Annotated in this window: 21 protein-coding genes and 1 tRNA gene; 11 read left to right on the top strand and 11 right to left on the bottom strand. The window is 38.4% G+C overall.

Annotated elements, in window-relative coordinates; translation table 11 throughout:
- Positions 1–197: 197 nt before the first annotated feature.
- Positions 198–461: a hypothetical protein gene (locus M2448_RS01710; protein WP_280644543.1), complete on the top strand. Its 264-nt coding sequence runs from the start codon at positions 198–200 to the stop codon at positions 459–461.
- Positions 462–747: 286 nt separating this feature from the next.
- Here M2448_RS01710 and M2448_RS01705 read toward each other — a convergent pair whose 3' ends face one another.
- The gene (locus M2448_RS01705) at positions 748–2,556 is read right to left on the bottom strand and encodes a DEAD/DEAH box helicase (protein WP_280644542.1); all 1,809 of its coding nucleotides are present in this window, start codon (positions 2,554–2,556) and stop codon (positions 748–750) included.
- 266 nt (positions 2,557–2,822) lie between these two features.
- Here M2448_RS01705 and M2448_RS01700 point away from each other — a divergent pair, with 266 nt between their 5' ends.
- A complete protein-coding gene (locus tag M2448_RS01700) occupies positions 2,823–3,824 on the top strand; it encodes an FKBP-type peptidyl-prolyl cis-trans isomerase (protein WP_280644541.1) in 1,002 nt (333 codons plus the stop codon).
- A gap of 69 nt (positions 3,825–3,893) precedes the next feature.
- Here the strand turns inward: M2448_RS01700 and M2448_RS01695 are convergent, their stop codons facing one another.
- The 3 genes from M2448_RS01695 to M2448_RS01685 form a co-directional block, all read right to left on the bottom strand.
- Positions 3,894–4,121 (bottom strand): winged helix-turn-helix domain-containing protein, encoded by a 228-nt coding sequence (locus tag M2448_RS01695; protein WP_280644540.1) that lies wholly within the window; start codon positions 4,119–4,121, stop codon positions 3,894–3,896.
- Positions 4,122–4,423: 302 nt separating this feature from the next.
- Positions 4,424–5,140 carry a hypothetical protein gene (locus M2448_RS01690; protein WP_280644539.1) on the bottom strand — a complete coding sequence of 239 codons (717 nt, stop codon included), beginning with the start codon at positions 5,138–5,140 and terminating at the stop codon, positions 4,424–4,426.
- A 17-nt stretch (positions 5,141–5,157) separates the two neighbouring features.
- Positions 5,158–5,844 carry a M15 family metallopeptidase gene (locus M2448_RS01685; protein ID WP_280644538.1) on the bottom strand — a complete coding sequence of 229 codons (687 nt, stop codon included), beginning with the start codon at positions 5,842–5,844 and terminating at the stop codon, positions 5,158–5,160.
- Positions 5,845–6,296: 452 nt separating this feature from the next.
- Here M2448_RS01685 and M2448_RS01680 point away from each other — a divergent pair, with 452 nt between their 5' ends.
- The 7 genes from M2448_RS01680 to M2448_RS01650 all read left to right on the top strand — a co-directional run bounded on the left by M2448_RS01680 (position 6,297) and on the right by M2448_RS01650 (position 12,987).
- Positions 6,297–7,406, top strand: a complete 1,110-nt coding sequence (locus tag M2448_RS01680; protein ID WP_280644537.1) for a PepSY-associated TM helix domain-containing protein — start codon at positions 6,297–6,299, stop codon at positions 7,404–7,406.
- 293 nt (positions 7,407–7,699) lie between these two features.
- Entirely contained in the window at positions 7,700–8,530 is an 831-nt protein-coding gene (locus tag M2448_RS01675; RefSeq protein ID WP_280644536.1) for a patatin-like phospholipase family protein, read from the top strand.
- A 10-nt stretch (positions 8,531–8,540) separates the two neighbouring features.
- The gene (locus M2448_RS01670) at positions 8,541–10,232 is read left to right on the top strand and encodes an alpha-amylase family protein (RefSeq protein ID WP_280644535.1); all 1,692 of its coding nucleotides are present in this window, start codon (positions 8,541–8,543) and stop codon (positions 10,230–10,232) included.
- Positions 10,233–10,316: 84 nt separating this feature from the next.
- The gene (locus tag M2448_RS01665; RefSeq protein ID WP_280644534.1) at positions 10,317–11,255 is read left to right on the top strand and encodes a ribose-phosphate pyrophosphokinase; all 939 of its coding nucleotides are present in this window, start codon (positions 10,317–10,319) and stop codon (positions 11,253–11,255) included.
- A gap of 165 nt (positions 11,256–11,420) precedes the next feature.
- Complete coding sequence (locus tag M2448_RS01660; RefSeq protein ID WP_280644533.1) at positions 11,421–12,086, top strand: phosphatidylserine decarboxylase family protein; 666 nt, start codon at positions 11,421–11,423, stop codon at positions 12,084–12,086.
- Between the two features lie 6 nt (positions 12,087–12,092).
- The gene (gene pssA / locus M2448_RS01655) at positions 12,093–12,809 is read left to right on the top strand and encodes a CDP-diacylglycerol--serine O-phosphatidyltransferase (protein WP_280644532.1); all 717 of its coding nucleotides are present in this window, start codon (positions 12,093–12,095) and stop codon (positions 12,807–12,809) included.
- 104 nt (positions 12,810–12,913) lie between these two features.
- Positions 12,914–12,987, top strand: a tRNA-Ile gene (locus M2448_RS01650).
- A 195-nt stretch (positions 12,988–13,182) separates the two neighbouring features.
- Here M2448_RS01650 and M2448_RS01645 read toward each other — a convergent pair.
- The 3 genes from M2448_RS01645 to M2448_RS01635 form a co-directional block, all read right to left on the bottom strand.
- On the bottom strand, positions 13,183–15,159 hold the full coding sequence (locus M2448_RS01645; RefSeq protein ID WP_280644531.1) for a PriCT-2 domain-containing protein: 1,977 nt from the start codon (positions 15,157–15,159) through the stop codon (positions 13,183–13,185).
- Positions 15,144–15,779: a hypothetical protein gene (locus M2448_RS01640; protein WP_280644530.1), complete on the bottom strand. Its 636-nt coding sequence runs from the start codon at positions 15,777–15,779 to the stop codon at positions 15,144–15,146. Before M2448_RS01640 ends, M2448_RS01645 begins: the two co-directional genes overlap by 16 nt.
- Positions 15,780–15,914: 135 nt before the next feature.
- Positions 15,915–16,037: a hypothetical protein gene (locus M2448_RS01635; protein ID WP_280644529.1), complete on the bottom strand. Its 123-nt coding sequence runs from the start codon at positions 16,035–16,037 to the stop codon at positions 15,915–15,917.
- 617 nt (positions 16,038–16,654) lie between these two features.
- Between M2448_RS01635 and M2448_RS01630 the strand changes: the two genes are divergently transcribed.
- Entirely contained in the window at positions 16,655–16,990 is a 336-nt protein-coding gene (locus M2448_RS01630) for a hypothetical protein (protein WP_280644528.1), read from the top strand.
- A 95-nt stretch (positions 16,991–17,085) separates the two neighbouring features.
- Entirely contained in the window at positions 17,086–17,631 is a 546-nt protein-coding gene (locus M2448_RS01625; protein ID WP_280644527.1) for a hypothetical protein, read from the top strand.
- Between the two features lie 47 nt (positions 17,632–17,678).
- Here the strand turns inward: M2448_RS01625 and M2448_RS01620 are convergent, their stop codons facing one another.
- The 4 genes from M2448_RS01620 to M2448_RS01605 all read right to left on the bottom strand — a co-directional run bounded on the left by M2448_RS01620 (position 17,679) and on the right by M2448_RS01605 (position 21,346).
- The gene (locus M2448_RS01620) at positions 17,679–18,899 is read right to left on the bottom strand and encodes a WG repeat-containing protein (RefSeq protein ID WP_280644526.1); all 1,221 of its coding nucleotides are present in this window, start codon (positions 18,897–18,899) and stop codon (positions 17,679–17,681) included.
- Between the two features lie 184 nt (positions 18,900–19,083).
- On the bottom strand, positions 19,084–19,884 hold the full coding sequence (locus M2448_RS01615) for a hypothetical protein (protein WP_280644525.1): 801 nt from the start codon (positions 19,882–19,884) through the stop codon (positions 19,084–19,086).
- Positions 19,881–20,417 carry a L,D-transpeptidase gene (locus M2448_RS01610; RefSeq protein WP_280644524.1) on the bottom strand — a complete coding sequence of 179 codons (537 nt, stop codon included), beginning with the start codon at positions 20,415–20,417 and terminating at the stop codon, positions 19,881–19,883. Before M2448_RS01610 ends, M2448_RS01615 begins: the two co-directional genes overlap by 4 nt.
- Positions 20,414–21,346 (bottom strand): SH3 domain-containing protein, encoded by a 933-nt coding sequence (locus M2448_RS01605; RefSeq protein ID WP_280644523.1) that lies wholly within the window; start codon positions 21,344–21,346, stop codon positions 20,414–20,416. Before M2448_RS01605 ends, M2448_RS01610 begins: the two co-directional genes overlap by 4 nt.
- Positions 21,347–21,380: the final 34 nt, after the last annotated feature.

Genomic DNA, 21,380 nt, shown 5'->3' with positions numbered 1-21,380 from the left:
CATGGGTAAGATTTTTCGTTAGCCCTAAAGCAGCATTGATAGATGCAGCAGCACTACTAAGAGATGGCCTTTCGGGAAAACACTATCATGAAATAGAAAATGATGGAATCTCTGTGAACTCCAACGATTCAGGAATGAAAAACCCTGCGCAAGGACTACGAATTTATCAAAAATTTATACTTTAATAGTACATGAATATGATCGATTTATTAAAGGAGAGTGACTTCTTATTAGAAATAGGAATCGCAATTATAGCCTATATCCCGTTTGTGATTTATGTTATAAACAGGATTTTAAATAATAAAAACATATCTTCTACAAGAAAGAAAGTATATTTAGTTATTGCATGTATAAACCCACTTTTTGCTTTACTATTTTATAGTATAGAGGCAAATAGAAGACTAAAAGAAAAATATTCTTCTAAGTTGAAGGATGAAAATAGGCCTATGGCTGAATTATAACTTAGAGCCTGTTTAAATTTTACCAAAATATTTTATTATAGATTCTTTTTCATTCATTTTTAGGCTCTTTTGGGAATAAAAATCTGAATGAATGAAATTTAAACAGACTCTTAAACGATAGAAGTAAAATGAAAGTGATCCTGAAATAGGGTATTTATTTATATGTATGAACTTAGAAGAGCTCTGATTAATTTTGTGTTTCATATCCTTTCGTTTTAAATATATAGAGGCTATTCCTTTGTAAGAACAGCCCCTATTATTATATATTATCAAAATTCCTTACGAATTACGAAAACTTCGGTTTGCGACCTTTTCTGTGTCCTCCTTTATCAGAAGGTTTCGATGATTTGAAGTCTGAACCTCCTCTTTTTGCACCTCTGTCTCTGAAACCACCACGCTCGCGGTTGTTGCGGTCTCCGCCCGAACGATCCGAGCCTCCGCCACCCTGAGCAACTTCTACTGAAAGACGGCGTCCGTTTTGCTCTTGACGACTCATTGATTTGATCACCTTTTGTGCATCTTTTTCGGGAACTTCAAAGAATGAGAAGTTTTGCATTATGTCGATACGTCCTATATTGACCTTTTCCGGTACAAAGTCGTTTACCAGTCCCATAAGGGTAGCCGGATTCACATTGTCGGTGCGGCCTACATTGATAAACAGGCGTGAATAGCCTCTCTCTGCTGTGCGTCCTCCCGAAGAGCGGTCGTTACGATCGCGATCTTTCCGGCGTGGGTAAGATTTGTCGTCACGTGATGAAGAACGGTCTGATGGTGATTCTATTTCCTGTGCATCGCGGTAATAATCGATCAGGCGGTTGAACTCAAGAGCTACCACACGTTTGATGATATCTTCTTTTTCGAGCCAGTCGAGCTTTCTGTATACAGATGGAAGCAGATTAGATATCTCGTCTTCGTTTACCTTCACCTTTTCGATTCTGTCTACCAGACTGAAAAGTTGCTTCTCACAAATAGCCTCTCCCGATGGGATGGTGCCTTGCTCGAACTTCTTATTAATGATCTTCTCTATCTCTCTGATCTTTCCTTTCTCCTTTACATGGACAATGGCGATGGAAGTACCTGTTTTTCCGGCACGTCCTGTACGTCCGCTACGGTGTGTGTATGATTCTATATCGTCAGGCAAACCGTAATTGATCACATGTGTCAGGCTGTCTACGTCCAGACCTCTGGCAGCAACGTCTGTGGCTACGAGTAATTGTATATTATGTATACGGAATTTCTGCATTACATAGTCACGCTGAGCCTGAGATAGGTCGCCATGCAGAGCATCGGCATTGTAGCCGTCCTGAATCAGTTTGTCTGCTATCTCCTGTGTCTCGCGGCGAGTACGGCAGAAGATGATACCGTAAATGCTGGGATAATAGTCGGCAATGCGTTTCAGTGCCAGATATTTATCTTTTGCATGTACCATGTAGTAGACATGCTTCACATTGTTAGACCCCTCATTCTTACGACCGATCGTGATCTCTTTAGGGCTATTCATGTATTTCTTAGTGATCTTGGCTACCTCTTTTGGCATGGTTGCCGAAAAAAGAAGCATCAATCTGTCTTCTGGCACCCGCGCTAGTATTTCGTCTATACTATCGAGGAATCCCATATTCAGCATCTCGTCAGCTTCATCGAGTACTACGTTCTTTACATTGGCCAGATCCACAGTTTTGCGGTTTATCAGGTCGATCAGACGTCCCGGGGTGGCAACTATAATCTGCACTCCTCTTTTCAGTGATTTAATCTGACTCTCGATACTGGAACCGCCATATACAGGGAGAACACGTAAGTTCTCGATATATTTGGAGTAATCGGCCAAGTCACTTGCAATTTGCAAGCATAGTTCTCTGGTAGGACAAAGAATCAGTGCCTGAGGCACGTTTTCTTTTGTATTGGTCTTCTGTAGAAGTGGTAACCCGAAAGCGGCAGTTTTACCTGTTCCCGTCTGGGCTAATGCTATTACGTCGTTTGTTTCGCCAAGCAGGTATGGAATCACTTCTTCCTGCACAGGCATGGGATTCTCATATCCCATCTCTTCGATCGCCTTACGAATATTCGCGGCAACCCCTAGCTCTTCAAATGTTTTCATTAAAAATTTTCAAATATCTATGTGGTAATTAAAACCTTTATACGGTTAACTCCCACCCCAAAAATCATTCGACATAAGAGAGCTTTCCGATAAAAGCGGCTGCAAAGGTAGTGATTAGTTTTCACGTTTTTACAACATTTCACAATAAGTTTACTCTCCGTATCTAAATTAACAGAATAAAAATGCTATTTTTGCACCTTGAAAGATAAGGAGATACACAATACTTGGAAACTATATAGATTATCAATTATAAAAAGAATATCGAGATGAAGAAATACCTTATTTGCTCTTTGGTTGCCTGTGCTTTGCTCAGCCCATTAGCAGTTTCTGCACAAAAGAAAGTTGTGCAGCCGATACTGAAAACTGCAGAAGATTCCCTTTCTTATGCACTAGGGACAAACCTTGCTCAGAACGGTCTGATACCATACCTCACACAGCTAGGTGCGCTGACAGACACTGTGTCTGTCGCAGCTGAATATGACCAGAAGATAGCAGCTGAACAGGATGCAGCAAAAAAAGATAAGTTGAACAAAGAATTGAAGTTTAAAATCGACTCTATCAACAATGCAAATATTAAGAATATGGATCGGTTCCTTGCCGGATTCGAGCAGACAATCCGTCAGAAGAATGGCGATACGGCATTCAATACGGGTATATCTCTCGGCAGTCAGTTGGGGACGATGACCAAACAATTCTCGACAGATGTACTGGGGGGAGAAGACAAGTTTAATATGGATGCTTTTATCGGAGCCTTTGCAGGTAGCCTGAAAAATGAAACCCCACTGATCGATAATACCGATCAGTTGATACAGTCAGCATCGCAGAAAATGATGGAAGCCAAAGAAGCCAAAGAAGCCGAAGCTCTGAAAGGGCAATATGCTCAACAAATAGCGGAAGGTAATGCGTTTATGGAAAAGAACAAAACGGCAGAAGGTGTGGTTACATTACCTAGCGGACTCCAATATAAAGTTGTGATGCAAGGTTTTGGTGAAACACCGACAGCTTCTGATCGCGTGAAAGTACATTATAAGGGAACATTGCTTGATGGAACTGTATTCGATAACAGCTATGACAGGGGCGAACCTATTACGTTTGGTGTAACGCAGGTTATCAAAGGATGGACAGAAGCATTGCAACTGATGCCTGTAGGCTCGAAATGGATGCTGTATATTCCTTACGACCTGGCATACGGAAGCAGGGATCAGGGAACTATCAAACCGTTTTCAAACCTGATCTTCGAAGTAGAACTGATGGATATCGTTAAATAAGATCGATACAAAATATAATATACGGAAACTCCCGCTGAGCATAATATACTTAGCGGGAGTTTTTTTCTGTTAATAGTAAATCTCACTCAAACAGATATCCTTTGCCTCTACGCATAGCAATCCGTTCTTGTCCATAAAAATGACTTTATCCTCTCTTAGCAACCAGCCTAAGGCTATAAATATTGCTTTGTCCTTGTAGTGGGTGTAGTCTCCTATCTCACGAATAGACATTCTACCTTTGTCTGACAATAGGGTAAGGATGCTCCCTGCATTCATTCCAACATCGCTTTTAATCATGGCTTCACTATTTAAATTATTCAGATCCAGGTCCATTAAATCCGCGCATAACAGCGTCAATAAATAAAAAGAATAAAGTCTTCACAGGCTAAAATGCAAAGACCAAACCATAACCTTACATTGATTCTAAGGGCGTTCATCAATATAATACTCTCACGATGATATTCTTACGAAAATCTGATGTTCAATAATATTATAAAGGCAATATCATGGTCAGATATAAATTAAAGCATATATTACTTTTATTAGAACAACCGATAAGTCGATTTTGTTTAACTAATTTTAAAATATTTTTTTTAAAATCACTTCTCAGCCGGATCGAAGATATACACATTAGCAACACCTCTTGGAGACACAGCCCACAAGGCATTGTAGTAAGCGGCTGTTCCCCCGTTATTTGCAGAGATGTACACAATAGATTTATCGGCATTATAATATACAATCATGTTGTCTATTTCGGGGTCGAGTAAATGTTCATATACCCCTTTCGGGAAAACGATGTTATGTCCTTTTATCGTAACCGATATCGACTGATACTTCAGTTGGGGCGATTGCCCTCTGGCAACACCTTTTGCCGGTTTGTCGTTCACAATATATTCTCCTCTTGCATTCTTTTTTATAGCTGTATCTTTGGTTGTGACGGGCGATACGGCAATATTCACGCGCACGTCATCATTCTTGAACGAAATAGTACCATGCGATGAAAGGCGCTCCACTTCTATTATATCATAATCGTCGATACGCATTAGCTTGCGGTCGCCTATATAGCCACTCTTTGTACTGCGCGAAGGCAGATAGTAGTCTACATAGCGCCATGGCTCTGTTGCCGCGTCGGCAGGAAACATATAAAAAACGGAGTCGTTGGGAACGGTAATACTGTTGTTGAGATCGCCCAAGCGGGGGCAAAAATCAACACTTCCGCGTACCGTGTCCTGTGCTACGATAAACTGAGCCGAAGCTTCGGTGCTATAAAAGCTCAGAGCTAAAACTGTCAGAAAGGTTATGTAAATATGTTTCATTTATAATCTGTTTTTTGTTATTCTATCACTTTGTACTGGCGTCTAGCCTCAGTGAGTGAAACGGCATTGAAGTGCCACCATTCACCCCTTATAGTGAGGAATCCGGCGTGCGTCATCACCTTTCTCAGCAGTTCGCGGTTCTTCACCTGTTGCCGGGTGAGTACACCCTTTTGTACAAGTTCCGCCTCCCTGTTTATTCCGGCGGCAGCACCGAAGAAATCGAAAGGAGTACCCATATCCAACGGCTTACCGGCTGTATCGCAAATAGTAAGGTCTACAGCCATACCGTAATTGTGCAAACCTGTCCGCGACGGATTGGCTACATAGGCAGCATATTTTGTATTTTGCACCACGTTGTACATTTTGCGTTGTACACTGAGCGGGCGCACAGCATCATAGACCAACAGGCTAAGTTCGGGGTGAAGGGCTTTCAGATACTTCTGCGCTTCAATTAATTTGGTGGCAGCTAGTGGATGCAGATATATATTTAACAAGCTGTCGTAAAGAATTGTTTTGGTAAAATTGTCAGTAGTTGCATACTTCAGGTCGTAACAGATCGATTTATCCACTTGGCTGACATTAGTCAGCTTCTGCGTTTGCAAATAAGCTTCAAGCCCGTTTTCTCCTGACTGAGCAGACAATGATAAAGGTATCAGAAACAGGATTGTCAGGATAAAAATAGTAGGGTGTATTTTTATTTTCATAAATGTTTTATTCATATTTTAGAAAAGAACAAAGGTAATACTTTTTACAGTAAACACTTGGGGGGCATTTTCTTTCCTTCAAATACCCATTTCTTGTTATCAGCTTCTCCGAATTTCATTATTTGTTGCGATTGTCGGTAACAAAGATAATAAAGACCTTTGCTCCGATATTTTTTAAACGCCTGTGCATAAATAGGCGGTTGTATCCGGTCTGATAAATACTGAGACATAAAGCATAGATTTATGTCGTTTTGGGGAGGATCACTATTTATTGTTACCGGGAGCGTAAAATATCATTATTTCTTGCGATTGCCGGAGAAAATAATTACATCGATCTTTGTATCGATGATAGTTTAAGAATTACTTAACTTTGATGATAGTTGATTCCCGGTGTTTATGATAACTCATGAAACATCGGGTTTTCTTTTTGTGAGACAATTAAAGAAAAAATTATGCGTGTATTTTTAAAGAAGCTTCATAAGTGGTTATCCATTCCTGTGGGAATCATCATTACAATAGTTTGCCTTACAGGTGCAATACTTGTATTTCAGGACGAAATACTGGAAATATCAAACCCTTCGCATTATTTTATCGAATATGAAACAAGCAATCCACCTATTCTACTCGAAGAACTCATCCCGCTTGTTAATGCACAGCTAGATACCAATGCTGTCGCTTCCGTACAGATTTCGGACGATCCGGCAAGGACATATCGCATGACACTCGAAAAAGGATTTCGCCAGACTGCTTTTGTCAACCAATATACAGGGAGAGTGACTGGTTATTACAAATTTCAGGAAAGTCCGTTCTATACCATAATGAGACTCCACCGCTGGCTGTTGGACGGCACCCGCACATGGGGAAAATATACTGTAGGTATTTCTACGCTACTCTTTGTATTCATCCTCATCAGCGGTTTCATTGTATGGATGCCACGAAGAATGAATAAGAGCCGCTTCAAGATACAGCTTCGCAAAGGCAGGAAGCGATTGTTTTATGATTTACACAATGTATTGGGGGCTTATGCTTGTCTTGTCTTACTGATATGTGCCCTTACGGGGATGATGTGGTCGTTCGACTGGTATCGTAACACTGTTTTCAGGCTGTTCGGGGCTAAAGTAAAGCAAGAACAGGGACAGGAAAGAGGTCAGCGTGGAGACAAAGATAAAGGCGAGCAGAAAGAGGTTAATTATGCCTCATGGCAGACAGTATTCGGCGAATTGAAAACCTCCAATCCCGATTATGAATATATCCGCATACAGGACGGATCGGCTACGGTACACCAGAAGTCGTCCGTCACCTCGCGTGCCGCAGATCAGTATGCTTTCGACAAGAGAAGCGGAGAAATAACAAAAGCCACGCTGTTCAAAGATCAGGAAGGAACAGTGAAGGTATGGGCATGGGTGTACTCACTGCATGTAGGTAATTACTGGGGTGTCTGGTCTAAAATATTCACCTGCTTCTTCTCTTTGGCAGGAGCCAGCCTGCCTATTACAGGCTATTATATATTCTTTGTGAAACGCAAAGAAAGACAAAAGGTAAAAGATCGCAAAACTAAGTAACTGTTTAAATTTGATTGGCAATCTTATTTTGTATTATTTCAAATATATATTTTTCTTTTTACGCAGGTTTAGCGGGCTAAACCAAGAGTGGAAAGTAGAAAATAGAGAAGAAAGAATAAAAACAAGAGCCAAAGAATAATCTGAAACAGTTACATGAAATATTTTCGGCCAAATTTAAATAGTTACTAAATCATAAGATTTTCAGGTGTTTCCGTTTTTTGCATTGCCAACCTCCTCTATAACAAACATTATCATTACCTTTGCACGATAGTTCGTTAGCTCTTAAGAACAGAATGGACACAAATAGGAACATATACAAACTGGGAATAGCTCTCAGCGGAGGAGGAGCCAAAGGATTTGCCCATTTGGGCGTACTACAGGCACTGAACGAAAATGGCCTTTATCCCGAAATCATAGCGGGTACCAGTGCCGGAGCTTTTGCCGGAGTGCTCTATGCCGATGGGCACAGCCCTAAAGAAATACTCACTTTTTTCCAGAAGAAAGTATTCCGCGAATTCGCCGAGTTTACGATTCCGCATGGAGGGTTCTTCAAAAGTGAAGGATTTCAATCCTTTCTGAAAAAACACCTGAGGGCAAAAACATTCGAACACCTGAACATACCGTTACATGTAGTAGCCACAGATATAGAGTACGGAGAAAGCTATACCTTTACATCGGGGCCACTTATCCCTTCGGTTATTGCATCCTGTTCCGTTCCGATTATATTCAGGCCTGTGGAGATCAACAAGCATTACTATGTAGACGGCGGGCTGTTCAAGAACTTTCCGGTATCGACCATTCGACGCGAGTGTATGAAAATTATAGGTGTAAATGTCAGCCCTATTACTACAGCCGAGTTCAGGAGTTCTATAAAATATATTGCCGAGCGTTCATTCCATTATATGTCGGGATCGAATACATTACTCGACCGCAATCTGTGCGATTACCTGATAGAATCGGCATCACTGTCCAAATACTCGATGTTCGACCTCGATCATGTGGATGAAATATATCAGGCAGGATATGATCTTACAATGGACTTCATTAAGGAAAACAAAGAGTCGCTGCTAAAAGACTTTCCGGAAATGCAATTAAAGACAACAAACAACACAATACATCGATAACAAAATTGCGATGAAAGAAAAACTATTCATTTACCAAGTACTTCCCAGACTTTTCGGGAACAGCAAAAGCGTTAATAAAGAAAATGGAACATTGGAGGAGAACGGAACAGGAAAGTTTTCGGACTTTGACAACAAAGCTTTGAAAGAGATAAAAAAGATGGGCTTTACCCATATCTGGTACACAGGTGTGCTCGAGCATGCATCTAAGACCGATTACTCGGCACTGGGCATCCCTAGAGACCACCCCGATGTAGTGAAAGGCAATGCCGGATCGCCATACGCTATACGCGACTATTATGATGTATCGCCTGATTTGGCTAACGCTGTCGAAGACCGTATGAAAGAGTTTGAAGAGCTGGTAGACCGTACGCATAAGAATGGCATGAAGGTGATCATAGACTTTGTACCTAATCATGTTGCCCGTCAATACCATTCCGATGCAAAGCCTAAAAAGGTGAAAGACTTCGGGGAGGATGACAATACTACTGCTTCATTCGAACCGGACAATAATTTCTACTATATCCCGAATCAGCGGCTAGAACTACAGTTCCCTGTTCAGCAAGGAGAAAACGCATATATAGAATATCCGGCGAAAGCAACCGGAAACGATTGTTTTTCTAACAGGCCGTCAGTCAACGACTGGTACGAAACAGTAAAGCTCAATTATGGTGTAGACTATACCAACGGGCGTTCGAGCTGCTTCACCCCTACCCCTGACACATGGCTTAAGATGAAGGATATACTCCTATACTGGACGGCAAAGGGCGTGGATGGTTTTCGCTGCGACATGGCTGAAATGGTGCCTGTAGAATTCTGGAACTGGGTGATACCAAAGGTGAAGATGAAAAACAAATCATTGATCTTTATTGCCGAAGTGTATAATCCGTCTCTGTATCAGAACTATGTACACTGGGGACTCTTCGACTATCTGTACGACAAGGTAGACCTCTATGATACATTACGTGATATTACCTGCGGATATAAGCCGGCATCCGACATTACATTTTGCTGGCAACGTATCGGCGAGCTACAACCCAAGATGCTGAACTTCCTCGAAAACCACGATGAACAACGTATCGCATCCGATTTCTTTGCGGGAGATGCATTCAAAGCTATTCCGGCAATGATTGTTGCTGCTACCATGAACGTCAATCCTGTAATGATATATTTCGGACAGGAACTAGGAGAGAAAGGCATGGATAAAGAAGGTTTCAGCGGGCTCGACGGCCGCACTACCATTTTCGACTATTGGTCTGTAGAGAGTGTGCGCAACTGGCGTAACAATGGTGCATTCGGGAATTCGGCACTGAGTAAAGAACAGGCTGATCTTCGGAAATTCTATATACAACTGATCGCCATTGCCAAAGAGGAAGAAAGCATCAATTCGGGTAAATTCTTCGACCTGATGTACGCCAATTACGAGAATCCTGAATTTGACGCAACGAAACAATACATATTCCTGCGATCGGGCAAGAAAGATTTTACACTGGTGGTTGCCAATTTCGACAATGAGGCGCGCGAAATAGCCGTCCGTATCCCATCTGAAGCGTTCGACTACATGAATATTGATCCTCAGCGTATCAGGAGCGCTAAAGAGCTCTTTTCCAAGAAAAATTTCATACTGAGTTCGCGCTGGGACAAGGTGCTATATATACATATGGAAGCCTGTTCGGGAAAGATCATCAAATTTTCTACGACATAAGCACCCCAAGAGTGATTTGTTTTTTATAATTTTACAGTTTGTTAGAAACAATAACCAAACCTACCTTAAAGATTAATTGACAAAATGGAAAGTAACATTCCTTTCAAGATTTTTTCGGGAACAAAATCCCGGTATTTAGCAGAAAAGATTTGCGCAAGTTTAGGATGCCCTCTGGGGAAAATGAATATCGAGCGTTTTGCCGACGGCGAGTTCTCAGTATCTTATGAAGAATCTATCAGAGGAGCTCAGGTTTTTCTGGTGCAGTCTACGTTCCCGTCTTCCGACAATCTGATGGAATTACTACTGATGGTAGATGCTGCCAAAAGAGCATCGGCACACTCTATCGTGGCTGTGATACCTTACTTCGGATGGGCCAGACAGGACAGAAAAGATAAGCCGCGTGTATCTATCGGTGCGAAATTGATTGCCGACATGCTTAGTGCTGCGGGTATCAGTCGCCTGATCACGATGGACCTGCATGCCGACCAGATACAGGGATTCTTTGATGTTCCGGTAGACCACTTGTATGCTTCCGCCATTTTTGTCGATTATATCAGGTCTCTCGACAGAGACAATCTGGTAATTGCAACACCCGATGTGGGAGGAACAAAACGCGCCAGTTCTTATGCTAAGTATTTCGGCGCACCGATGGTTATTTGTTACAAACTGAGAAAGAAAGCAAACGAAATATCCGAGATGCAGATTATCGGGGATGTTGCCGGTATGGATGTGCTACTGGTAGACGATATTGTAGACACAGCCGGCACTATCACCAAAGCTGCCGACCTGATGATGGCCAGTGGAGCCCGTTCGGTGAGGGCGATAGCCAGCCATGCTGTGATGTCCGATCCGGCTTCGGAGCGCGTAGATCAATCGGGACTTACCGAAATGGTATTTACCGACAGTATCCCATATTCGAAGAAATGCGAGAAGGTTGTGGTACTTTCTGTTGCTGAAGTTTTTGCGAATGCTATACGCAGGGTTCTTTGCAATGAGTCTATCAGTTCGCTCTATGTATTATAAGCAGTATCGTTTTTATATCCGATACAATTAAAAATAAATAAAAAGGGGGATTTTAGTGAAATCTCCCTTTTTGTTTAACTCAAAAATCAGATAGCAAATTTGTATATATCACCAAATAAAGATACTTTTGCAAGTTACAAAGAATATGTTTTTCAAAATAGAATAATGAAAGTTCATCACGAAGGACGCGGCGTTTTAACGACATATCTTATCATTCTGATTCTGTTGAACGGAGCATTGTGGTATTTTTTTCACCATCATATCTTATCCTATACAATAGGAGCTGTTTCTTTGGTACTATTCCTCATAGTGCTTAATTTCTACCGAAGCCCTTACCGTCAATTCAAAGGAGACCCCGACGGAACGGTAGTAGCCTCTGCCGACGGTAAAATAGTTGCTATAGAAGAGGTATATGAAGGTGAATATTTTAAGGATAAACGCATTATAGTTTCCATTTTCATGTCACCATTCAATGTGCATGCCAACTGGTATCCCATAAACGGGAAAGTTCTAATATCACAGCACCACGACGGACGCTTTATGGCAGCATATCTGCCTAAATCGAGCACTGAAAATGAACGGTCGACAGTAGTTATGGAAACCGAAGACGGCAAACACCAACTACTGCTACGGCAGGTTGCCGGAGCCATGGCGCGCCGTATTGTCACTTATGCCCAAGCCGGTGACATAGGCCACATTGATGAACATCTCGGATTTATAAAACTAGGATCGCGGGTTGATGTGTACCTGCCTTTAGGTTCTGAAATATTGGTAGAAATGGATCAGAAGGTTACAGGGAATCAGACTATAATAGCGAAACTCAAATCATAAAAAAGAATGAAAAGACATATACCCAATTTTTTTACTTCCCTTAATCTTTTCTCGGGGTGTATTGCAACAGTAATGGCATTTCATGGAAATTTCTTTATGGTTGTTGTATGGGTTATTATCGCTGCCATATTCGATTTCTCCGACGGGTTCTCAGCACGCCTGTTAAAGGCATATTCGCCGATGGGTAAAGAACTGGATTCATTATCGGACATGGTTAGCTTCGGTGTTGCACCCAGTGTTGCTGTATTCACATTCCTGATAAAAAATCTGCCACTGATTACTCAGAACGAGCTGATACAACAATATCTGCCTTATATGGCATTCCTGTTAGCCATATTTTCGGCATTACGCCTTGCTAAGTTCAATGTAGACAAACGCCAGTCGGAAGCATTCATCGGGCTCAATACTCCGGCAAATGCCTTATTCTGGGTAAGTTTCTGCTACGGGCTTACACACAATGTGCACCTTACTCCCACCCTGATGTATATATTTCTGGTTGCCATTCTCGTATTCTCATCGTTGATGGTCTCCGAGATACCAATGTTTTCTCTCAAGGTAAAGAGTTTCAAACTGAAAGGGAATGAATACCGTTATTTTCTAATTGTAGCAGTCATTGTACTGGTTTCGGTTTTTAAGATACTCGGTATCGCCGCCGGCATATTATTATATATTACTTTAGCAATCATAGATAGCCGTAATCATCAGATACAACAAGCAGACTAAGAGGGTTCTAATATTTTTTTACTTCATTTTTTATCCAAAAGTTTGCTCGTTTCAGTAAAAAGCAGTAATATTGCAACCGATTTCGGAATAACCGCCGAAAATCAGGTCCTATAGCTCAGTTGGTTAGAGCACATGACTCATAATCATGGGGTCCCTGGTTCAAGCCCAGGTGGGACCACATTTTACAACAGAAAACCCATTGATAATTAATGATTTATCAGTGGGTTTTTCTTTTTGGGGTATATTGTGGGGTATATTTTTAATTCTACGTTTCCAATGTTAAAGAATTATTAGTGTCCCCTTTTGATATAGAATAAGGTTGCCCTTTCAGAGCAACCTCCACTTAACACTTAACTAATTGAATTTTAAAAATTCATTCTCTATACATATGATAATAATGATATAGCGTATTAATCGAATACGCCTCATATTCATTATCTACAATCCTGTCGAATTGGTCATCTGTACTGTCCCTGTCATATTTCGGATGCTGTTTGCTAATGCGGTGGTATAGCTCCCTGCCCTTTTCCTCAAATTCACAGTACAGGGCGCAACCAATTTCAAACCATTCCCGATAAGACGGGGCAATGTCTATGCGGTTAGCCTCTATATTAGTTATGAGTTTCTGTAATTCGGGGTCGTCAATATCGGTCTTTTCCATGTGTCGGTCTTTCACCTCTTTTTCTTTGGTGCTTGTGTACGGTATTGCATAAGGGTTGATATATGCGTTCCTGTCATAGCAGTATATACGCAGCCTCGACACATCTATACAGCTTTCATCTATCCGAATGCCCAACTTCATAAAGTCATCCTGCAACGCCCTGAAATGTTCCCTATGTCGGTCGGGCTGTGCAATCGGGATAATACAGGTATAACCTTTCCCGCTCAGGCTATGTCCTAAATAGGCGATATTGTTCATACCCTTCAATAAGGTCGGGACTTGCTGCAATACATCAGGGGAATTCCCTTTCGTGTCATTCTCGTCTTTCTTTTGGTCGATATCAATACAGATTAAGCCTGAATGAATGTAACTGTCGCTCATGCTTCGTTTATTATGAAACTGGGCCGATACAGTGATAGCAGGTAGTTTCTTCTTATCCTCTTTATATGTTGGGCTTGTCCTGATGGCTGCCATATCAATATCTTTCCTTTCAGTCGTCAGGAACTCCAACAGGTTTATATCTTTCGGCTTGGTATTTTCCACATTATCGAACAGGCTGACTGTCTTATCCAATACATTCGGGGTTACGACTGCTTTATGATATTTTACATTACCTCTTTTCAGTTCAGCCTCAAATAGCGTATTAAATTCTGTCGTGTCTGTTTCTGCATCAAACTCTATCATGTCTTTGTAAAAATCAAACTTTTCAGTATTCTCCCTGTCATTCGGATAGGAATTAAATATTTCTATCCTGTGGCTGTTTCTGATGATTTGTTTCATGGTTTCCATATTATCATTGCCTGTTCCTGTTAGCTCATTATTCGTTTTGGTATCAGGCGGGACAGGGCTGTCGTCATCCGTCTCCATATAATTCCCGCTTTTGATGTCATATTTTAGTCTGCAATCACCAATACATCCTAAATTCTTGAATTTCACTTTCTGAACATCTATGATAGTTTCGTTTGCAACAAAGTCTCTGTGAACCGCCAAACAATAGTCAGCTTTATTTGCGAAGTTGGCGGACCCGTTAATATCGTAATAGGTCGGTATCTCCATAACTCCGTCTTTATTCCTGTTCATCTTGCGGGGATGGGCTACCAACTGTATCAGGATATTATGCTGTTTTCCGAAGTTCCCCAACTTATCCAATAATTTACTGATATACTCTGTCTCTGTCAGGCTTGGCGGTCGCTGATGCTCTAAGCGGTTGAAAGGGTCTATAACCAATACTTTTATATCTTCCTTTACAATGTAATCTGTTGCTATACTCAATATATTATCAATCGTGCTGACAGCTTGGTAATCCATAAAGAAGAAGTTTGACACTATCTTATCAAAGACCATATGCAATTCTTCTTCTGATGTACATTTCCTGTTGAATGGTTTATACAATGTTTTTGATGCCAATTTCTCAAAGTGTTGGGAGACGGGATAGTTCTCAGGCGAGAAATATAATGTTCTCCATCCATATAGTTGGTTCAAGCGAAGGCAAACAAAGTCTAAAAATTCGCTTTTACCATAGTTCGGAACGCCTGTTATCACAGACAAGCGTCCTAATTCCCATCGTATCAGGTTATCCACTGAGGATAATCCTATATTGTTACCCTGTGGCAACCCGTTTTGCCATAAATCGAAGACACTGCTGAACAGTTCTTCCCTGCTATATACTTTATTTAAGCTATTTCCCATAATTTCGTTGTTTTATTCCTTGTTATTAATTTATTGCACGCACTCTGTATTTGTTTCTTCAATGGTTGGAATAGTGCGTTATATTCCATCTGTTCTATTTCGCCTTGGTCAAATCGCTTTTGAATTTCATTCAGTTCCCGAACCATCATGACTGATTTCGGAATATCTTTATCTTTGTTAGATTTATTTTTGGATTTTAGTAGGTAATCAGCCCCATTCTTTTTCGATACAGGCACATTGTCATCCCGAACCATAAGTTTACTTATAGCCTCTGTATTGATGAAATAATAGGTTGTATCATATCCTTTACCATTCGGGTTTTTATCCGCATGGCACTCAATAAGTCCTTTGGTTCTAAGGGATTTTAATGTCCTCCCAAGTGTAGAACGAGAGAATGACCTTAGCTCTTTGGTGTAGATTTCCTTCTGATTGTAGTAGTAATGATAGCGACTTATATTGTCTGTGTGATGAATGGTCAGGTCTGCATTAAAGCTATTGAGCTTATTTAGCAGATTGCCGATAACCAATACCTCATTGGTGTCTAAATTGTCGCTTAACTCGTGTACATATGGTGTATATGTGTAATCCGTATTCAAATACGGCTTGAACTGTTGTAACATGTAGTCTCATACCTTTTTTCTTTTATTATTTATCCCATACTCTTTAACAATAACTCTCTTGGACTAATAGAAAGGGAAGGCGGTATGAGATACCTTCCCTTTATCGGTAGCTAACCTATCTCTTAGTTTATTCTATCAATCGAACACTTCCATCGCTTCATCAAGTAATTTCCTGAATGTAGTATATTTTGGATGCCCGATTTCTTTTAAATGTCGTAATATTTCATCGTACATAACTTGTAATTCTTTTTTTGTCATAATCATACCTGTTTATATACAATAAATATCACTACACAAACAAATATCCTAATAATTGTTAAAATAAATAAGTTTAAAATGAACTATTTTGTGAAAGTTCACTATAAATTCAGCAAGTATATGGATAAGATTACCTGTTAAGGTAAAATTAGACATTATACCATAATCTTATTTATATAATCTTATGGTATATTCTTATTTATGGTGTGTCAGGTTGAAACATGGAGGATACTGACCAAGCCCCAAAGTGAGACACAGTTTCCCATATCTATGTATCAAAATGGAACAGGGTTACTCTCCTGAAATGAAAAATTTTTCAAAAAAAAATTATTTTGAAGGGAGAGACGGACAAGATAATCTACCCGTATATAAAAAAACGTTTTTCAAAATTTCTCAAAAGTAGGATACCGCCCTGTGGGTACGGCATAGGGGGTGTGTATAGGCTATATTGCAATATAATATTGGTTTGAGAGAATATTGGCAGAGGTGTCAAAGTGATGCTGAAAATGTATTGAAACAATGTCTTTTTTATAAGAAATAAGGTAATTTCATCTTTTACAATATTAGTTTTACACTAATTTTATATTTCTTTGAATTTTAATTTTACATATAGAATTATGGATGTTTTAGTGGATAAAATAAATGCTGAAATTAAGAAGAAATATCAAAAGGAAATGATACAACGATTAGCAAATAAGCTAAATAGATATGAAGAAATATTTGAATTCGACTGTGCTGATATTGTTATATTTACAGATGAACATAATTATGCTGTTGTTACTTCTATCAAGGTCTCCCGAAATAGCGTAATGGTAAATTACAGAGAAAAAGAAATAGATTTCAAGAAACCAAATATCATCAAGTTGGGTAAAAAAGAACACTCAATCAAATATAGAGACTTAGCACCTTCGTCTATGCTTCTTATATATGAATATGTAATGCTGTCGGATTGATTTTTAGAAAATTACCTAAGTAAAATATATCTTAATTATTAGTATTATTATAATCAGTTTTATTTTTATATTTGATTTTGTTAAATACTCTATACATGGATTGGCTAAAAGCAATAATTGAAAAAACAAAATTACAATACATTCTGATTTCAGTTTTAGTAACTGCAATATATTTTAAATTTATCAATACTGATACAGTGGTATTGATAATTGTATTTTGTGCAACTTACTTAATTGTAAATTCAATTCATCATTTATCAAATAGGTGGAGTGAGAATTCTCGTAAAGCAGCAGTAGAACGGGAAAATATGCAATACAATATGTCCAAATATGAACAACACAAAGAGGATGTTTGGCATATGTTTCTATCTTTAAATGACAGGGATTTACAGCTATTAACATCATTGTATAGAAATGAAAGTGCAGACCCGACAAATAAATATGTTCGGATTATTCCTAATCTTAAATATCATACTTATTCTATGTTAGAAGAAAAATTGCATATCCCGAAAGGTGACCGTAGTTATTATCCTTGCATTTTTTCTCAAAGATATGGAGAAAGTTATGTAATGAGATTTGAGGGTAATTTTTATGAGTTGGTTAAACATTATTGCGAAACGGGAAGAAAGGATAAGCAATAATCATCAAACACGACTTCATTCATACCCCTTCTATATATGCTTTATTCTCAGAAAATACAATTAGGCAACCGCTTCAAATATCTGTTTGCTATTTCCATATCTGCACTTACACCGATGCCATATTTATACGCATTGTAACATGCCGTTATAGCAAGGTCATTACCAAGTTCGGCTGCAAACAAATACCATTTTATAGCATTTCGGATATCTACATCATCTAATACATTTTTGGTACATGGCTGATATTGAGGATAACAAAGGTCGTGATAAAAAGACATACCTATACTAAGTAACACATCAAGGCGTAGTGAATAAACATCAACACAATTGCTGTCAAGCTCTTGACACTCATCCCATTCTATATTTAAGACCTTTTCGAAATTCATTACTTTCTGTGATTTATCACACACAGTTAAATAAATGTCATCAATGATATAGTTTATCCAATCATGGGAGCAAGGAAGAATCAATTTTCCATTAGTACTATACAAACCATATTTTTCTCCTGTTTTTACAATAAACGCTCTTCCATTATCTGCTATTTTCAGATTATCAACAATAATCTCATCATACAGGCATGGTACAATCTGCTTACCATATTCATTTGCAATACCTTTTCTATCATTTTCGTCTTTTAGAATATAATACCACCCTTGATGTGGTTGTATGTGTTGAAACAATTCAATGTCATTGGCGTTTTTTACAGAAGGCTGAATAATCCATTTGCCTTTTTGGGAAATCACACCCCATTTATTATTTGTTTTGACAGAAATACCTCTCTCTATTGTTAGTTCTCTTGTTGATGAATTTAATGGATTGAAGTACCGATAGTTTTGATATATTGTTAAATCAACATCCTGAAAGGGTATGTCTATAATGGGTTCTCCTTTGGTATTAAACAAATAATATCCTTCATTCAATTTACAAACAATGATTTTATAGTAAATTCTCGTATAATCGTATCGATATGGAATAATGCTCGTTCCATCAACACTATCAACACCATATCTACCATTACGAACAATCTCAAATATCTCAACTGTCCGATACTTCAAAGGCTCTTGAACTCCTTCATGAAAAAACAGGTTACCAACTTGATTTCCTTTCCTTACAACTGCAAAGCCTTGATAGATGTGGTAGAAGTCGAAAATGGGTGGAGAGATTTCTTTTTCTGATTTGTTTAGGAAACCAAATCTGCCATCTTCTTCTGTGATGTACAGTTGGTTATCAAAGTTGTATTCTTTGTTATTATATTTTTTTTCAATCATATATAAACCTCTCTAACGCCATTTAAACAAGAGTATAAATTTTCACGCATCTCAGATACTTCTAATGCCCTGATAATCAGAGCTCACGTCTCCAACAATATTATTAATAAGCTAATAAGCTAATAAGCTATATTACAATAGCTCTGTTATAATAGTTTTTGTTCTCACATTCATTTGTTGAAAATTATAATTTAAACTTCAAATAGTATTGAACTTGATAATAACTATTTAATAACCCATTATTATTTGTACTACCGACGTAAATGTAATTATCATTAAAAGATGGTTTATATAAATTCTCCCCTATTTTATAATAGGTATTTGCTTCATAAAGAAAAAGCTCATAATTATTGTTTTGAAGTTCTATTTTGACTTGTTTTGATGTCAAAGGGGGGAATATATTCTGATTTAATATATATTCCTTATTCGTCTTTAAAACCATTTCTTTTGAATTATAAACAATATCCTCAATAATCAAATTTGTATATTCGTCTTTATCAGTGAAAAACTTGATTTTGGCAGCAAATTTTCCATATATATTATGTTCTCCTGCATAAGTGATTCTAAAATTTTTATCTATAACACTATTATTCCTATTTAGAGGTATATACATAGTTTTAACTTTATATGAGAATGTCGGGTCGTTTACGCCTCCATTATCTATTATAACTTCATACTCATTTCTTATAGGTTTATCAAATGTCCACCTTTCACCTTTAACTATATCGCCCATAATTAAGGTAGTTGTACCTGATATTGCATAATTGGGCAGTGTTGTTATGGATTGTTTATCTTTAAATACTGAATCCACCATTTCATGATAACTTCCCACTTTTACATAAGCATAGACCTGTTCAAGTTTCATTGAGAATCCACCCTCAAACAGCTCATCCATATAAGAGTAATTGGGGTCCACATAATTATCTTCATCTTTCTCACATGAAATGAGAAAAGAAATAAATACCAATATAACTAATTTCCTCATTGTATATCTTCTTTTGATGGTATAATAACAACAGGAATACCAACTTTTACATATTCTATTAGTTTTAGGAGGTCGTTATTATTCAGCCTGATACATCCTTCTGTAACTCTTTTGCCAATAGAAGCACTGTCATGAGTGCCATGAATGCCAATCCCTTTGAAATTCGTCCCTAATCGAATGAAATGGCTACCATAAGCGCCATCAATATATCCTTTACCATCACCAAAATCATGCGTCCACTTTGAAGCATCTTGTATATCAACAATGGGAAAGATACCTTCAGGGGTTCTTAAATCGCCAATTTCTTCCTTATTACCTGCATTCTTTCCACATGCAATATTGAATATGCCAAGAGTATCACCATTATCATCGTATATGCTTAAAGTCATGGTATCTTTTGAAATTATAAGGAAGGCTGCCTTTGTTTTCGATATATCTGTGCAATACTTATAAGCAATATAAGAAACAATTAGAAAGTAGGGCAGTAGCAGAACTACCCATAAAAACACAGTCCTTCTTATTTTTACTTTCATTTGTATTCTATTTGGTATGTTGGTCCCAAAGTTCCATAAGGTGAAAATGTTTTTATATTGCTAATATCGCCTACATTTGGAGCTATGGTTTCATATATTAAAGATGGTGTCTCAGAATCGTCAAATGAAAAAATCAGACACCTTCTGCTATGAGATTCTTTGTTAGCAATAAGTATAGCAAAATCATTATATTTTTGATTCGGATTAGACAATTTACAATAATACACAGAATTATATTTTTCTTCTTTTGGCTTGGCAAATACTTGCCAAACATCCCTGTCGAGAATAATCAAATTAAATACATCCTTTGCAACTTTTACATCAATGTCTCCATATAATTTTTTAGACTTGAAATAATTCAGTAAAGCGAGCCTGCATTTTGCTTGCCCTATAACATCTTTACAGTTATTATCACCCCAAATACTATTTAGTCTGAAAAAATCTTGTTTACTGAGAATATATTCGCTTGCTATATAGCCGACTTCTTTATTCCATTTCGCTTTAGCCCATTGTCCTTCCTTCTCATAAATAATCAGTTCCGCCCCGTATGGAACTCGGCCAAGTATATTGTACTCAACTCCAACAACTTGCGAAGACCGAAGAAATGTTGAATTTGCATACGTGTAATATCTTGGAGCATCCCTGTCAATAGCATAAGGCTTATAAAATTGGCTATAAACAAGATACCCACCAAGGCTAAGCACAAGCAACAGTCCCGAAACGAATATCAGCCATGGGAATGGTTTTTTGTATTCTTCTTGTTTTTCCTCTTGGGGTGAACTAAATTCTATGGGTGCTGTTGTTTGTTCAAAGTGAATCGAATCATCTTCTTCTACAATATCAATATGCTGAATTTCAGCACCACATTCAGGGCATATATTTTCATCTCCTTTTAAGAGAAAACCACATGTTTGACAAAATTTACTCATGATTTATTTTATTAATTTTGAATCTAAATATTAT

The organism is Dysgonomonas sp. PF1-14 (assembly GCF_029892965.1).
Lineage (GTDB): Bacteria > Bacteroidota > Bacteroidia > Bacteroidales > Dysgonomonadaceae > Dysgonomonas.
The sequence above is the reverse complement of the archived record's forward strand: the minus strand, read 5'-3'. Positions and strand labels throughout refer to the sequence as shown.

Bases quoted from the DNA above. Each gene is read 5' to 3' on its own strand.
- M2448_RS01665 (WP_280644534.1), top strand. From the start codon at position 10,317: ATGGAAAGTAACATTCCTTTCAAGATTTTTTCGGGAACAAAATCCCGG.
- M2448_RS01670 (WP_280644535.1), top strand. From the start codon at position 8,541: ATGAAAGAAAAACTATTCATTTACCAAGTACTTCCCAGACTTTTCGGG.
- M2448_RS01685 (WP_280644538.1), bottom strand. From the start codon at position 5,844: ATGAAAATAAAAATACACCCTACTATTTTTATCCTGACAATCCTGTTT.
- M2448_RS01640 (WP_280644530.1), bottom strand. From the start codon at position 15,779: ATGTTACAACAGTTCAAGCCGTATTTGAATACGGATTACACATATACA.
- M2448_RS01700 (WP_280644541.1), top strand. From the start codon at position 2,823: ATGAAGAAATACCTTATTTGCTCTTTGGTTGCCTGTGCTTTGCTCAGC.
- M2448_RS01620 (WP_280644526.1), bottom strand. From the start codon at position 18,899: ATGATTGAAAAAAAATATAATAACAAAGAATACAACTTTGATAACCAA.
- M2448_RS01660 (WP_280644533.1), top strand. From the start codon at position 11,421: ATGAAAGTTCATCACGAAGGACGCGGCGTTTTAACGACATATCTTATC.
- M2448_RS01615 (WP_280644525.1), bottom strand. From the start codon at position 19,884: ATGAGGAAATTAGTTATATTGGTATTTATTTCTTTTCTCATTTCATGT.
- M2448_RS01635 (WP_280644529.1), bottom strand. From the start codon at position 16,037: ATGACAAAAAAAGAATTACAAGTTATGTACGATGAAATATTACGACAT.
- pssA (WP_280644532.1), top strand. From the start codon at position 12,093: ATGAAAAGACATATACCCAATTTTTTTACTTCCCTTAATCTTTTCTCG.
- M2448_RS01605 (WP_280644523.1), bottom strand. From the start codon at position 21,346: ATGAGTAAATTTTGTCAAACATGTGGTTTTCTCTTAAAAGGAGATGAA.
- M2448_RS01705 (WP_280644542.1), bottom strand. From the start codon at position 2,556: ATGAAAACATTTGAAGAGCTAGGGGTTGCCGCGAATATTCGTAAGGCG.
- M2448_RS01625 (WP_280644527.1), top strand. From the start codon at position 17,086: ATGGATTGGCTAAAAGCAATAATTGAAAAAACAAAATTACAATACATT.
- M2448_RS01610 (WP_280644524.1), bottom strand. From the start codon at position 20,417: ATGAAAGTAAAAATAAGAAGGACTGTGTTTTTATGGGTAGTTCTGCTA.
- M2448_RS01710 (WP_280644543.1), top strand. From the start codon at position 198: ATGATCGATTTATTAAAGGAGAGTGACTTCTTATTAGAAATAGGAATC.
- M2448_RS01695 (WP_280644540.1), bottom strand. From the start codon at position 4,121: ATGATTAAAAGCGATGTTGGAATGAATGCAGGGAGCATCCTTACCCTA.
- M2448_RS01675 (WP_280644536.1), top strand. From the start codon at position 7,700: ATGGACACAAATAGGAACATATACAAACTGGGAATAGCTCTCAGCGGA.
- M2448_RS01645 (WP_280644531.1), bottom strand. From the start codon at position 15,159: ATGGGAAATAGCTTAAATAAAGTATATAGCAGGGAAGAACTGTTCAGC.
- M2448_RS01680 (WP_280644537.1), top strand. From the start codon at position 6,297: ATGCGTGTATTTTTAAAGAAGCTTCATAAGTGGTTATCCATTCCTGTG.
- M2448_RS01630 (WP_280644528.1), top strand. From the start codon at position 16,655: ATGGATGTTTTAGTGGATAAAATAAATGCTGAAATTAAGAAGAAATAT.
- M2448_RS01690 (WP_280644539.1), bottom strand. From the start codon at position 5,140: ATGAAACATATTTACATAACCTTTCTGACAGTTTTAGCTCTGAGCTTT.